This window comes from Cryobacterium sp. PAMC25264 (assembly GCF_019443325.1).
In the GTDB taxonomy this organism is placed as follows: Bacteria; Actinomycetota; Actinomycetes; order Actinomycetales; family Microbacteriaceae; genus Cryobacterium.
In genome coordinates, this window is record NZ_CP080383.1 from 1,092,970 (window position 1) to 1,105,726 (window position 12,757).

The 12,757-nt window shown below is 69.1% G+C and carries 12 protein-coding genes; 3 read left to right on the forward strand and 9 right to left on the reverse strand.

Annotated elements, in window-relative coordinates; genetic code table 11:
* Positions 1–17 precede the first annotated feature (17 nt).
* Positions 18–2,195, reverse strand: coding sequence for a glutamine synthetase III (locus KY500_RS05000; protein ID WP_219902590.1), 2,178 nt, complete (start codon positions 2,193–2,195; stop codon positions 18–20).
* A gap of 191 nt (positions 2,196–2,386) precedes the next feature.
* On the opposite strand from KY500_RS05000, the gene KY500_RS05005 reads away from it, so the two are divergent.
* Entirely contained in the window at positions 2,387–4,630 is a 2,244-nt protein-coding gene (locus KY500_RS05005; RefSeq protein ID WP_219902591.1) for a UvrD-helicase domain-containing protein, read from the forward strand.
* A gap of 189 nt (positions 4,631–4,819) precedes the next feature.
* On the opposite strand, the gene KY500_RS05010 is transcribed toward KY500_RS05005, so the two are convergent.
* The 5 genes from KY500_RS05010 to KY500_RS05030 all read right to left on the reverse strand — a co-directional run bounded on the left by KY500_RS05010 (position 4,820) and on the right by KY500_RS05030 (position 7,600).
* Positions 4,820–5,452, reverse strand: coding sequence for a TetR/AcrR family transcriptional regulator (locus KY500_RS05010; protein WP_219902592.1), 633 nt, complete (start codon positions 5,450–5,452; stop codon positions 4,820–4,822).
* A 3-nt stretch (positions 5,453–5,455) separates the two neighbouring features.
* Entirely contained in the window at positions 5,456–5,974 is a 519-nt protein-coding gene (locus KY500_RS05015) for a hypothetical protein (protein ID WP_370626890.1), read from the reverse strand.
* 98 nt (positions 5,975–6,072) lie between these two features.
* Positions 6,073–6,387 carry a hypothetical protein gene (locus KY500_RS05020; RefSeq protein WP_219902593.1) on the reverse strand — a complete coding sequence of 105 codons (315 nt, stop codon included), beginning with the start codon at positions 6,385–6,387 and terminating at the stop codon, positions 6,073–6,075.
* A gap of 21 nt (positions 6,388–6,408) precedes the next feature.
* Positions 6,409–7,371 carry a 1-phosphofructokinase family hexose kinase gene (locus KY500_RS05025; RefSeq protein ID WP_219902594.1) on the reverse strand — a complete coding sequence of 321 codons (963 nt, stop codon included), beginning with the start codon at positions 7,369–7,371 and terminating at the stop codon, positions 6,409–6,411.
* A gap of 58 nt (positions 7,372–7,429) precedes the next feature.
* The gene (locus KY500_RS05030; RefSeq protein WP_219902595.1) at positions 7,430–7,600 is read right to left on the reverse strand and encodes a hypothetical protein; all 171 of its coding nucleotides are present in this window, start codon (positions 7,598–7,600) and stop codon (positions 7,430–7,432) included.
* Positions 7,601–7,899: 299 nt separating this feature from the next.
* On the opposite strand from KY500_RS05030, the gene KY500_RS05035 reads away from it, so the two are divergent.
* Complete coding sequence (locus KY500_RS05035; protein WP_255579805.1) at positions 7,900–8,604, forward strand: NAD(P)H-hydrate epimerase; 705 nt, start codon at positions 7,900–7,902, stop codon at positions 8,602–8,604.
* A 349-nt stretch (positions 8,605–8,953) separates the two neighbouring features.
* On the opposite strand, the gene KY500_RS05040 is transcribed toward KY500_RS05035, so the two are convergent.
* On the reverse strand, positions 8,954–9,871 hold the full coding sequence (locus KY500_RS05040) for a 3-methyladenine DNA glycosylase (RefSeq protein WP_255579806.1): 918 nt from the start codon (positions 9,869–9,871) through the stop codon (positions 8,954–8,956).
* 116 nt (positions 9,872–9,987) lie between these two features.
* Between KY500_RS05040 and KY500_RS05045 the strand changes: the two genes are divergently transcribed.
* A complete protein-coding gene (locus KY500_RS05045) occupies positions 9,988–10,749 on the forward strand; it encodes an SDR family oxidoreductase (protein ID WP_219902596.1) in 762 nt (253 codons plus the stop codon).
* A gap of 46 nt (positions 10,750–10,795) precedes the next feature.
* On the opposite strand, the gene kduI is transcribed toward KY500_RS05045, so the two are convergent.
* Both kduI and KY500_RS05055 read right to left on the reverse strand, forming a co-directional pair.
* Positions 10,796–11,626 carry a 5-dehydro-4-deoxy-D-glucuronate isomerase gene (gene kduI, locus KY500_RS05050; RefSeq protein ID WP_219902597.1) on the reverse strand — a complete coding sequence of 277 codons (831 nt, stop codon included), beginning with the start codon at positions 11,624–11,626 and terminating at the stop codon, positions 10,796–10,798.
* An 81-nt stretch (positions 11,627–11,707) separates the two neighbouring features.
* Positions 11,708–12,742 (reverse strand): glutathione S-transferase family protein, encoded by a 1,035-nt coding sequence (locus KY500_RS05055; protein ID WP_219902598.1) that lies wholly within the window; start codon positions 12,740–12,742, stop codon positions 11,708–11,710.
* Positions 12,743–12,757: the final 15 nt, after the last annotated feature.

Consider the following 12,757-nt stretch of genomic DNA (forward strand, 5'->3'; position numbering starts at 1 on the left):
GTGCGCTCCGTCGAGGGCTACAGGATGAAGAGCATCTCCTGGTAGGTCGGCAGCGGCCACAGGTCGTCCGCGACGAGGTCCTCGAGCGCGTCCGCGGCCGTGCGCACGGCGGCCATGGCCGGCAGCAGCGCATCCCGGGCGTGCTCGGCCTCGGCCAGCGCCTCATGTCCGGTCTCGGCATCCAGCGCGGCCTTCAGGCCGGCCAGGGCCTTCCGCAGCTCGCCGACCGGGCCGGTCACGGCGAGGAGCGGCGCGGTGTCGGCGTCCACTCCCGCGGCCGAGAGCGCCCCGACGTTGACGGCCAGCTCGGTCTGGTACCGCACGGCCGCGGGGAGGATCTGCGTGGTGCCCATTTCCAGGGTGAGGCGGGCTTCCACACCGATCGTGAGTGCGTACTGCTCCAGGCCGATCTCGTACCGGCTGTGCATCTCCCGGTGGTTGAAGACCTTGTACTTCTCGAACAGATCCATGGCCGGCTCGGTGATGAGCTCGGGCAGGGCGTCGAGCGTGGTGCGCAGGTTCGCAAGTCCCCGCTTCTCGGCCTCGATCGGCCAGGCATCCGAGTAGCCGTCACCGTTGAACACGACGGCGCCGTGATCGGTGATGATCTGCGTGAGCAGCGACTGCACGGCCTCGTCGAAGTCGGTGCCCGCGGCCACGGCCGCCTCGAGGTCGGTGGCGATGTAGTCCAGCGACTCGGCCATGATCGTGTTGATGGTGACCATCGGGCCGCTCACGGTCTGCATCGAGCCCGGAGCGCGGAACTCGAACCGGTTACCGGTGAACGCGAACGGGCTGGTGCGGTTGCGGTCGCCGGGATCGGTCGGCAGCACCGGGAGGGTGTCGACGCCGATGATCATGCTGCCCTTGCCCTTGGAGGAGGTGGCGGCGCCGTTCTTGATCTGTTCGAAGACATCCGCCAGCTGGTCGCCGAGGAAGATCGAGATGATCGCCGGCGGGGCCTCGTTGGCGCCGAGCCGGTGGTCGTTGGTGGCTGAGGCTACGGAAACCCGCAGGAGGCCCGCGTACTTGTGCACGGCCCGGATGACCGCAGCGCAAAAGACCAGGAACTGGGCGTTGTCGTGCGGGGTGTCGCCGGGAACGAGCAGGCTGCCCAGCTGGTTGTTGCCGAGCGAGAAGTTGACGTGCTTGCCCGACCCGTTGACGCCCTGGAACGGCTTCTCGTGGAACAGGCACTCCATGCCGTGCTTCTTGGCGATGGCCTTGAACGTCGTCATCAGCAGCTGCTGGTGGTCGGCCGCGATGTTACCGCGTTCGAACATCGGGGCGATCTCGAACTGGCCGGGCGCTACCTCGTTGTGCCGGGTCTTGGCGGGGATGCCGAGCTTGAACAGCTCCCGCTCGGTGTCCATCATGAAGCCGAGCACCCGCTCGGGGATGGCGCCGAAGTAGTGGTCGTCGAACTCCTGGCCCTTGGGCGGCTTGGCGCCGAACAGGGTGCGACCGGAGTTCAGCAGGTCGGGACGGGCCAGGAAGAAGTGCCGGTCCACCAGGAAGTACTCCTGCTCAGGACCGCAGAACGAGACGACCTTCGCTGGCTTGTCGTGGCCGAACAGTCGCAGGATGCGTTCGGCGTGCTCGCCCATCGCCTGCTGCGATCGCAGCAGCGGGGTCTTGTGGTCGAGGGCCTCTCCGGTCATCGAGACGAACACCGTGGGGATGCACAGGGTGTTGCCGTTCGGGTTCTCCAGCACGTAGGCGGGGCTGGTGACATCCCAGCCGGTGTAGCCGCGGGCTTCGAAGGTGTTGCGGAGGCCCCCGTTAGGGAAGCTGGATGCATCGGGTTCGCCCTGCACCAGAGTCTTGCCCGCGAACTCCGCCAGGGCCGTGCCGTCGCCGACCGGTTCGAGGAAGCTGTCGTGCTTCTCGGCCGTGAGGCCGGTCAACGGGTAGAACACGTGCGCGTAGTGCGACGCGCCCTTCTCCATCGCCCAGTCCTTCATGGCGCTGGCGACGGCATCCGCCACCAGGGGGTCGAGCATGGCGCCGTGTTCGATCGTGGCCATGACCGACTTGTAGATCAGTTTCGGTAGCCGCTTCTGCATGACGACGCTGCTGAACACGTTCTCGCCGAAGATCTGGCCGGGCGTTTCGGTGTCGGTGAAGCTGACGGCCGGAGGCACATAGGCCTCGACGTCCCTGATCGCCTGCAGGCGCATGGCATTTCCACTCATTTACTACCCCTTTGATTCGGGCTCTTTCCGCGACTAGTTACGGAATCCGGTTCTCCAAATGTAGGGAGCTTCTATGCCGGTCACATTTCGGCCGCATGACGGACTCGGTCTCGACCGTCTCCCGATCGGGGGACGAAACCCACTCGCACCGCCAGCGGCTAAACTGGTCGTTTGATTTGAGGGGTGTTTGAGTGGTCGATCAGGAGCTTGCGCGCGAACAGGACTATGTCGCCACGCTGTACGCGCGCCTCGACGCGTTGCAGCGCGAGGCCGAGGACCAGCTGAAGGCCGTGCGGATGCTCGACGTCGGGGGCAACCACCAGTCCAGGTCTGAGCGCGACACCTTCGCCCGCACCTACGAAGACCGCATCGTGCAGCTGCGCGAGGTGGACGACCGGCTCGCGTTTGGCCGCCTGGAGACCGCCCCGGAGGACGACGACGGCATCCCCGTGTACCGATACATCGGCCGGGTGGGCCTGCGGGACGAGAACCTGCAGCCGATCCTGCTCGACTGGCGGGTGCCGCAGGCCAGCGCCTTCTACCAAGCCACCGCCGCCACTCCGCTGGGCGCCCGGTCCCGCCGGCACCTGCTCTCCAGCGGCCGCAGCATTATCCGCATCGAAGACGAGATCCTGGATGCAGCGCTGCTCGAGGGCGATACCGCCGGTCTCCACCAGGGCGAAGGGGCGCTCCTCTCGGCGCTCACGGCCCAGCGCACCGGCCACATGAATGACATCGTCTCGACGATCCAGGCCGAGCAAGACCGCATCATCCGCTCGGGGCTGAACGGCGTGCTCGTCGTCCAGGGCGGGCCCGGCACCGGAAAGACCGCCGTGGCCCTGCACCGCGCCGCCTATCTGCTCTACACGCACCGCGACCGGCTGCAGAACGCCGGAGTGCTCATCGTGGGCCCATCCACCTCGTTCCTGCAGTACATCGAGGCGGTGCTGCCGTCGCTCGGCGAGACCGGTGTGGTGCTCGCCTCGGTGGGCCAGCTGTTCCCCGGGGTCGAGGCCAGCCACGAGGATGCGCCGGCCGTCGCCGCGCTCAAGGGCCAGACGTTCATGGCCGACCTCATCGCGCGCGCCGTGAAGAGCCGGCAGAAGGTGCCGGCCGGCACCCAGAAGCTCCTCGTGAACGGCGACACGCTGCTACTCAAGCCCCAGCTGATCGAGTCCGCCATCCACCGGGCCCGCGTGGGCGGCAAGCCGCACAACGAGGCCCGTGTGGTCTTCGTCAAACACGCCCTCAACTCGCTGGCCCGGGAATGGCTCGAGCAGCTGCAGAAGCAGGGTCGGTCGATGGACGACACCGATCTGCCCATGCTGCGCGAAGACCTGCGCCTGGCCGACGACGTGCGGGTGGCGCTGAACACGGCCTGGCTTCCGCTGACCCCGCAAAAGCTGGTGCAGGACCTCTACGCCCGGCCGCAGTGGCTTGAGGAGCTGACCCCGCGCTGGCGGGCGGCCCAGCGCGCCCTGCTCTACCGCACCCGGGACGCCGAGTTCACGATCGCCGACATCCCGCTGCTCGACGAGGCGGCCGAGCACCTCGGCGAGTACAGCGCCGTCGACGCCGCTCAGAAGCGCGAGGCCAAGGAACAGCGCAAGCGCGACATCGAGAACGCCGAGCTGGCCATCAAGAACATGGACGTCAAGGGACTCGTGAACGCGAAGGCCCTCGCCGACAACTTCGCCGAGCTCGGCGACCGGGCCACGACGGCCGAGCGCGCCGCGCTGGACCGCAGCTGGACCTACGGGCATGTGATCGTCGACGAGGCGCAGGAACTCTCGCCGATGCAGTGGCGGCTGCTCATGCGCCGCGGCCCGCGCCGCTCGTTCACCATCGTCGGCGACATCGCCCAGGCCGCCGCCGCGGCGGCGGCCGACAGCTGGAGGGAGGCCCTCGCGCCCGTGCTGGAGGCCTCCTTCGAGGCCGACCGGTGGCGACTGGAGGAACTCACGGTGAACTACCGCACGCCCAGCCAGATCGCCGAGGCTGCCGAGAAGATGGCGGTGGCGCACGGTTTGCCGATCACCGCATCCCGCACGGTGCGGGCCAGCGACTGGCCCGTCGAGGTGCTCACGGATGCGCTCGACGCCGTGCGCCGCGAACGCGCGCTGGGCGTGGGCGGCACCGTCGCGGTCATCGTGGTGGAGGAGCACTTCGAGGCCCTCGCCGCGGAGCTGGAGGCGGAGTTCGGCGACATCGTCGGCCGGGGAGCGCTCGGCTTGCTGCGCGACGTGGCGCTGCTCACGCCGCAGGACTCCAAGGGGCTGGAGTTCGACGCCGTGGTGGTGGTCGACCCTGCGGGTGTGGTGGCCGCATCCGAACGCGGCGCAGGGGCCCTCTATGTGGCGATGACCCGAGCCACCCAGCGGTTGTACCTGGTGAGCGACGGCCCGCTGCCGGCCGGACTCGCCGACCTAGCCTGACCCACGCGACCGCGAACGTTCTGACTTGCCACTTGGGGCCCCTTCAGCGCGCACGAAGGGGCTTGAACTGGCAAGTCACCCGTGCAGACCCTGCTGACTTGCCACTTGGAGCCCACTCGACACGCACGAAGGGGCTTGAACTGGCAAGTCACCCGTGCGGGTGTTGTGTGCGGGGCCGGCTCGTCAGGCTCAATGGGGTCGGAGCGCTTGGATGGTGGCGAGGAGCGCCTCGGGGTCGAAGGCGGCCGGCGCGCGGATCGCCTGGATTGAGGCGCCCTGGATGAGCGCGACGATGGTGGCGGCAAGGTCGTCGCCCGTCGCCCGACCCTGCATGCCACCCCCGCCGCTGCCCGACGCCGATCCGTGGATGCCGTCCTGGCCGCTGCCCGTGGCGGCGACCTCGCGGCAGACCGGCAGGAAGGCCTCCAGGTACCGGCCGAACGAACCCTCGATGCGGCTGCGGAAGAGGTCGTCGCGGCGGGAGAAGTAGAACGCGAAGAGCAACTCCACGCCGGCGTGGTACTCGGCGAGGCGTTCGAGCTCGCCCCGCACCATCCGTTCGAGGCGGTCCCACGGCGCCAGGGCGGCCAGGCCGGGAGCGGTCAGGGCGTCGAGCGTGCCGTCCAGCAGCACGTCGAGCAGCGCCAGGAGCAGGCCGTCCTTCGACTGGAAATGGAAGAAGACCAAGCCGGGGGAGATGCCCGCGGCCGTGGCGACCCGCCGGGCCGTGACCGCATCGAGGCCGTCGGCCAAGGCGATCCCGTACGTGGTCGCGAGAATCTCGTCGACGCGTTCCTGCTCGGGCCGCTTGGGTCCACCCATCGGTCAGCCGATCGTCCCTGAGCGCGGCGCGGCGCCCTGCTCGGCACGCTGCTCGGCACGTTTCTGGGCGAGATAGCCGCGCCAGGCCCGCCAGGCGCCCGTGGACCACAGGGCCCAGAGCACCAGCACCGGCTGGAAGAGCAGTCGGATGGTGCGCTGGAGATCGGTGTCCAGCCCGAACGAGTCGGTGTGGGTGACCAGCTGGGAGATGTTGCCGGGGAAGATCGCGACGAAGAACGCGGCGACGATCCAGCCGACGTAGACCCGGTACCGGCCCACGGCGACCAGGGCACCGCCAAGAACGATCTCGACGACACCGGATGCGAGGACGACGAAGTCGCCGTCCAGCGGCAACCAGGTGGGCACCTGGGCGAGGAAGGCCTCCCGGTTCACGGTGAGGTGGCTGATCCCGGCCAGGAGGAGGAAGACGCCGAGCATGATCCGGAAGGTCGCCCGGAGAACCCGGGACCAGGTCGGTAGCTGAGTGTGTGGGTGGGTCTTGGGTGCGGTACGGCTGCTCATGGGGCGGCTTTCATGGGGGGACGGGTCGAACTCGAAGTGTCCAGCCTATATTGATCACCCGGTCAATGAGCACTCGATCAAGAGGGCTTGAATCGCGCTCAGCCTGCGGCGGCCACGAGGCTTGCCACTTCGGCATCCGTTCGTGCGTCGAAGACGCCCCACATGATGTGGGTCGGCCCACTGCCGTCGCTGCCGGCCACGGCCGGACGGCTGATCCAGCGGTTGGCCGCCGCTGCGGCGCCGAGGGCAGCCAGTGAGGGGGCGATGGTGGACTTTCGTAGGGTGCCGGCGACGACACTGCCGTCGCCACCCAGTCGCCAGCCGCGGCTCGCGGCCAGCACCTGGCCCACCTCGTCGTTGGTGAGCCAGCGCGAAAAGCTCCGACCGGGCGGGTCGATCTTGGTCAGCTTCATGAGAACCAGCCTAACTTCGGCTCAGGCCGGAATCAGGGCGAGTTCGGCCTCCAGTCGTTCCATGTCGACGCGGTGGCAGAGCTCGGTGGCCGGCGTCATGGCGGTGGCGCTGCCGGCGGCCACCGCGGCGCGGAACGCCGCCCGAGTGTCCAGGCCCTGGGCGATGCGCAGGACGAAGGCTCCGAGGAAGCTGTCCCCGGCTCCCACGGTGCTCTGCACCACGACCCGGGGGACCGGCAGGCGCAGGACCTCACCGGAGGAGGCGAGTACCGCTCCGGCACCGCCGAGGGTGAGCGCGACATGCTCGGCCGCGCCGCGATCCACCAGCGTGCTCGCCGCGTCGATCTGGCTCTGCTCGCTGTCGAGCGATTGCCCGAGCAGTTCCCCGAGCTCACGGGCGCTGGGCTTGACCAGGAAGACGCCCTCGGTGAGGGCTTCTGCCAGGGCGTCGCCCGACGCATCCACTATGCACCGCGCCTCGTGCTCGCGGGCCAGGCGTGCCACCCGGGCGTAGAAATCGTCGGGCACCCCCGGTGGCAAGCTTCCGCTTGCCACGACATAGCCGTGCTGGGGGATGGACTCTGCCACCCGGGCGAGGCAGGCGCGCCATTCGCGCTCGGTGAGTTCGGGGCCCTGCAGCACGAAGCGGAACTGCTTGCCCGTTGCCGTCTCGTCGACCGTGAAGCTCTCACGAGTGCTGCCGGCGATAGGAACGACCAGGGTGGGGATGCCCTCTGCCTCGATCAGCCTGCGGTAGGCGTCACCGGTGGGTCCGCCGGCGGCGTAGATCGCGAGGGTCTGCCCGCCGAGCCTCTGGATGACGCGGGAGACGTTGATGCCCCCGCCACCTGGATCCAGCCGGGAGCGCCCGCAGCGCAGCTTGTGCTCACCGACCACCTTCGGCGTCGAGGTACTGACGTCGAGGGCTGGATTGACGGTGAGTGTGAGTATCGGCTGCAGCGCTGTCGGTCTGGAGGCATCCATGGACCCAGCGTAGGACTCCCGGACGCTCCGCCGGGGGATGCGGGTCTGGGCGGTGGTGTCAGCGGCCGGAGAACAGCCGCGAGAAGAAGCCGCCGCCCGGTGTGGGCTCGTTCTTGTGCCCGGCGCACCGGTCGGCGCGGGGCACGCCGCGCATGACCTGGTCGACGTGCTGGCCGCAGCCGGCCCAGGTTGTCTTTCCGCAGGTTCGGCAGGTCACGGCTCGGCACATGGGGTCTCCTTGGATCAGGTTGAGGGTGGCTGGATTAGCTTCCCTGAAGTCCTCAGGATACCCCATGGGGTATAGCTGAGTCTGACCGGATGCTGGGTGTGACGGATCGGCGGTGTGGCCTCACGGCGGGGTATCGGTGTCGCTGCGTGTGCAGTGTTTCGCTGCGTGTGAAAACTGGTGCATTTTCACCTGCCGCGAGCACTATCGCGAGCCGCGACACCGAACCTGCGCCGCGAGAGTCAACCTGCGCCGAGGGAGCGAGCCTGGGCCGGCTGGCCGGTGCGGCGTAAGGTGGCCGCGTGCCGAACAATCCACCGCAGACGTACACGGCCGCCCAGGTGCGCGAGGCCGAGGTCCCGTTCCTCGAGCGCGGCGTGCCGCTGATGCAGCGGGCGGCCCAGGCCCTGGCGCACGAGGCGGGCGTCCTCCTGGAGGCGCGGCGCGGGGGAGTGGCGGGCGCCCGGGTGCTGGTTCTGGCCGGATCGGGAAACAACGGTGCGGATGCGCTCTACGCCGCGGAACGTCTGGCGCACCGGGGCGCGCTCCTGTGCGTCCTGCCGACGAGCGAGCACCTGCACCGGGAGGCGCTCGAAGCGGCTCTCGCGCAGGGCGCCGACCTGCGGCCCACCGACGAGCCCGCCGAGGTCATCGCCGGACTCGCTGCTGCAGCCGACCTGATCCTCGATGGCATCCTGGGCACCGGTACCAGCGTCGCGCCCGCGTTGCGGGGTACGGCCCGGAGCGTCGTCGCGGCGATTCTTCCGGTGCGCTCCGGAGAACAACCGCCTCTGGTCGTCGCCGTGGACCTGCCCAGCGGTATCGGCGTCGACGATGGGAGCGTGCCCGACCCCACGGTTCTGCCGGCCGATCTCACGGTGACCTTCGGCGGGTGCAAGGCGGGGCTGCTCACCCACCCCGCGTCCGGCTACGCGGGCCGGGTCGTCGTGGCCGACATCGGTATCGGAGCCGAGCTGGAACGCATCCGCCGCCGGGACCTCGCCTGAGTCGCTCGCGATGGCCCTGTCGCTCCTGGCGCACCGCATCGACATGCAGCGAAGTGCCCCTTCCGGTGAGCTGAAGGGGCGCTTTGCGGCATGTCGGCGTGGAGGGCGGTGCCCGAAGAACAGGTGCCGGACGGAGGGAGGTGCAGGATGGAGGAACGGGCGCGGAAGGATGCCGAGGAAGCAGACGCATGGGTCGCCTGCCGGCTCCTGGACGGGCTGTGGGCTCGGCAGCAGATCAGGTCCGTCCGCGGCGAGCCGGCGGGCGGCTCCCTCGGAGCTGAGCGCGCTGAGCCCGGAAGGCCGTGTCACACAGCCGTCCTTCCCTCGCCCTTCCTCGGCTAGGGGGAAACTACACCCGCGGCTGCTCCGGTGGCAGCGCGCCGACGGCCGCGACCGCGCGGGCCCGCAGCGCGTTGCTGCGCTCGGCCAGGTCGCGCTGGCGGCGCACGTATTCGGCCTTGCCCGCCGGTGTCTCGATGGCGACCGGGGCATACCCCCACTCGGAGAGGTCATACGGCGAGGCCTGCATGTCGAGGCGGCGGATGTCGCGCGCCAGCTCGAAGCTGTCCAGCAGCAGCTCCCCGGGAATCAGCGGCCCCAGCTTGATCACCCACTTGTAGACATCCATGCCCGCATGCAGGCAGCCGGGCTGCTCGAGGCGCGGCTGGTTCTCGCGGGTTGGCTGGAGCGCGTTGTGCGTGAGCGCCGCCGGGGTGAAGAAGCGGAACGCGTCGAAATGACTGCAAGAGATGTTGTGGGCGTCGACGACGTCATCCGTGTCGCCCTGGCCCAGTCGCAGCGGTGCCACATGACGGTGTTCGTCCTGCCGGTAGACCATCGCCCACTCGTGCAGTCCGAAGCAGCTGAAGTTGGCCGGTCGCGCAGCCGTCTTGTCGAGCAGGGTCACGATGAACCGGATGCTGCGCGCATTCCTGTCGCGGAAGGTCGCGTCGTCCACGAGAACGTCGTTCCCCTCAGTGCGGTACCACTTCCACCCGGCTCTTTCGGTGCCGGCCGCGCCGCGTAGGCGCGCCCCGGAGCCCGGATGCCAGCGGCGCAGCAGCCCGGGGCGGAACGGGTAATAGGTGAAGAGGAAGTCGTCGACCGGATGGGTGCGACCACCGGCCGCGCGTTCCCTTCGCTCGAGGGAGAGGGCGTCTGCACGGTCCTGGTGCCGTGCCTCGCGGGCCTGCCAGTCCACGGTGTCGAACACTGCGGTGTCGAACACTGCAGTGTCGAACACTGTCGACGCTGGATATTCGGGCATCCCTCGAGAGTACCCGGCGACCCGACGCCCTGCCATCGTCCGGCACGGTCTAGGCTGAACACGGAGCGGAATACTATTCCGTCGAGCAGAACATGCCGATGCAGAGGAGTTTCACCATGCCCACCACCGCCTTCGATCTCACCGGACGCCTCGCGGTTGTGACGGGGGCCAGCAGCGGCATCGGCCTGGCGATGGCCGAGGGGCTGGCGACCGCTGGCGCCGACATCATCGGGGTCAGCGGGCACTTACCCGACACCGGCAGCGAGGTCGCTCGCCGGGTGGAGGGCCTGGGCCGCCGGTTCACGCCGTTTCGGACGGACTTCGCCGACCGGGCCGCGGTCACCGCCCTGGGCGCGGAGCTGGCCGCGAGTCGACCGGACATCCTGGTCAACAACGCCGGCACCATTCGTCGGGCCCCGGCCCTCGAGCACTCGGACGACTTCTGGGACGAGGTGATCGCGGTGAACCTGTCGTCGCAGTTCGTGCTCAGCCGGGCGGTCGGCGCCGGGATGGTGGCCCGCGGCCGCGGCAAGATCATTTTCACTGCGTCCCTGCTCAGTTTTCAGGGCGGGGTGAATGTGCCCGGCTACACGGCCGCCAAGTCCGGCATCGTCGGCCTGGTCAAGGCCCTGTCGAACGAGTGGGCCGGGTCGGGCGTGAACGTGAACGCGATCGCGCCGGGGTATATCGCGACCGCGAACACCCGGGCACTCCGCGACGACGCGGTCCGCTCGGCCGCGATCCTGGGGCGCATTCCGGCGGGCCGGTGGGGCGAGGCGTCCGACCTGGCCGGCGCAGCGGTCTTCCTGGCCAGCAGCGCCTCCGACTACGTGAACGGCATCACGCTGCCCGTCGACGGCGGCTGGCTCGGCCGGTAGTCGCACGCCGACAACGCGGCGGCACGCCGGCCTGCGGCGAGGGGCCTCAGCGCAGCTCGGCCGCCTGCGCGTGGTCCATGTCGTCGAACGGCTGGTTCTCGCCCGCCATGGCCCAGACGAAGGAGTAGCTGCCGGTGCCGAAGCCGCTGTGCAGCGACCAGCTGGGCGAGATCACGGCCTCCTGGTTCGCCACGATCAGGTGGCGGGTCTCGGTGGGCTCGCCGAGCAGGTGCACGACGCGGTGTTCGGGTGCCAGGTCGAAATAGAGGTAGCACTCGGTGCGGCGGTCGTGGGTATGCGCGGGCATGGTGTTCCACATGCTGCCCGAGCCGAGCTCGGTGACGCCCATCACCACCTGGCAGCTGCGCACGCCGTCCTGGTGGATGTACTGGTTGATGGTGCGCTCGTTGGAGGTCTCCTGGGCGCCGAGTCGGCGCACGTTGCCGTGGCCGTGCGGCACCAGGGTGGTGGGGTAGCTCCGGTGCGCCGTCGCCGAGAAGAGGTAGAAAGCGGCGGGTGCGGCCGCAGTAGCGCTGGCGAAGATGACCTCGACCGCACCGCGACCCACGTACAGGCAGGATCCGGTGTCCATGGCCTGGTCGACACCGTCGACGGTGATGGTGCCCGGACCGCCCACGTTCACGATGCCGGCCTCGCGGTTGTCGAAGAAGTTCTCGGTGCGCAGCACGTCGAAACTGGGCAGGCGGATGCTGCCGATCACCGGCCGTGCGCCGCCGAGTACCACGCGGTCCTCGTGGCTGTACGTGGCGCGGAATTCGTCGTCGGCGAAGAGGTCGTTAACGAGATAGTTCTCGCGGAGCGCCTGCGTGTCGAATGAGCGGATCTGGGCCGGGTTGGTGGAGTGCCGAACCTGCATGAGCGGTCTTCTCTCTGACGCGCCCTCAGGCGTGCCGTCTAGTGGAACAAGGTTCCACTAGACAGCGTAGCCCTGCGTGGATTAGAGCGCGGGCACCCGTTCGCTCTCGATCGGGGCGTCTGGGGCGGTGCCGTCGCCGAACGGGCGGCCGCCCAGGGCTTCGCGTCCGTGCGGGGTGAGCCAGACCGACGCATCCGGACCCTTCGGCACGATGCCGGTGGGGTTGATGTCGCTGTGCGTCACGTAGTAGTGCTTCTTGATCTGGTCGAAGTCGATGGTGTCCCCGAAGCCCGGCGTCTGGAACAGATCGCGGGCGTACGCCCACAGCACCGGCATCTCGCTGAGCTTGTTGCGGTTGCACTTGAAGTGGCCGTGGTAGACCGCGTCGAAGCGGGCCAGGGTGGTGAAGAGCCGCACGTCGGCCTCGGTGATGGTGTCGCCGACCAGGTAGCGCTGGCCGGCCAGGCGCTCTTCGAGCCAGTCGAGCCGGGCAAAGAGGGTGTCGTAGGCCCGCTCGTAGGACTTCTGGCTGCCGGCGAAGCCGCACTTGCACACGCCGTTGTTGACGTCGTGGAAGATCCACTCGGCGACCTCGTCGATCTCACCGCGCAGCGCTTCAGGGTAGAGATCGGGGGCGCCGGGTCGGTGATGCTCCACCCACTCGGTCTCGAAGTCGAGGGTGATCTGAGGGTAGTTGTTCGTGACGACCTTGCCGGAGGGCACATCCACGATCACCGGCACGGTGATGCCCCGCGGGTAGTCGGGGAACCGGGCGAAGTAGGCCTCCTGGATGCGTTCGATGCCCAGGACGGGGTCGACGCCATTCGGGTCGAGGTCGAAGGTCCAGCTGTTCTTGTCGTGGGTGGGACCGGGCAGGCCCAGGGAGATGACGCCCTCGAGCCCGAGGAGCCGGCGCACGATCGCGGTGCGGTTCGCCCACGGGCAGGCGCGAGCCGCCACGAGGCGGTAGCGGCCGGCCTCGACCGGCCAACCGTCGCGGCCGTCACGCGTGATGCGGTCCTCGATGTAGTTCGTGTCACGGTTGAAGTCCTTGCCGGGCTCCACGTAGCTGGGAGTCAGGGCGCTGTCGGCGGCGCTGGGGGTCACATTGCTCATGCGTCCACGCTACGG

What these genes read in the sequence shown, in the direction of transcription:
- kduI (WP_219902597.1), bottom strand. Translation starts at nt 11,626, where the DNA reads ATGCAGGTTCGGCACTCCACCAACCCGGCCCAGATCCGCTCATTCGAC.
- KY500_RS05010 (WP_219902592.1), bottom strand. Translation starts at nt 5,452, where the DNA reads ATGGGTGGACCCAAGCGGCCCGAGCAGGAACGCGTCGACGAGATTCTC.
- KY500_RS05040 (WP_255579806.1), bottom strand. Translation starts at nt 9,871, where the DNA reads ATGCCCGAATATCCAGCGTCGACAGTGTTCGACACTGCAGTGTTCGAC.
- KY500_RS05030 (WP_219902595.1), bottom strand. Translation starts at nt 7,600, where the DNA reads ATGTGCCGAGCCGTGACCTGCCGAACCTGCGGAAAGACAACCTGGGCC.
- KY500_RS05025 (WP_219902594.1), bottom strand. Translation starts at nt 7,371, where the DNA reads ATGGATGCCTCCAGACCGACAGCGCTGCAGCCGATACTCACACTCACC.
- KY500_RS05045 (WP_219902596.1), top strand. Translation starts at nt 9,988, where the DNA reads ATGCCCACCACCGCCTTCGATCTCACCGGACGCCTCGCGGTTGTGACG.
- KY500_RS05020 (WP_219902593.1), bottom strand. Translation starts at nt 6,387, where the DNA reads ATGAAGCTGACCAAGATCGACCCGCCCGGTCGGAGCTTTTCGCGCTGG.
- KY500_RS05055 (WP_219902598.1), bottom strand. Translation starts at nt 12,742, where the DNA reads ATGAGCAATGTGACCCCCAGCGCCGCCGACAGCGCCCTGACTCCCAGC.
- KY500_RS05015 (WP_370626890.1), bottom strand. Translation starts at nt 5,974, where the DNA reads ATGAGCAGCCGTACCGCACCCAAGACCCACCCACACACTCAGCTACCG.
- KY500_RS05000 (WP_219902590.1), bottom strand. Translation starts at nt 2,195, where the DNA reads ATGAGTGGAAATGCCATGCGCCTGCAGGCGATCAGGGACGTCGAGGCC.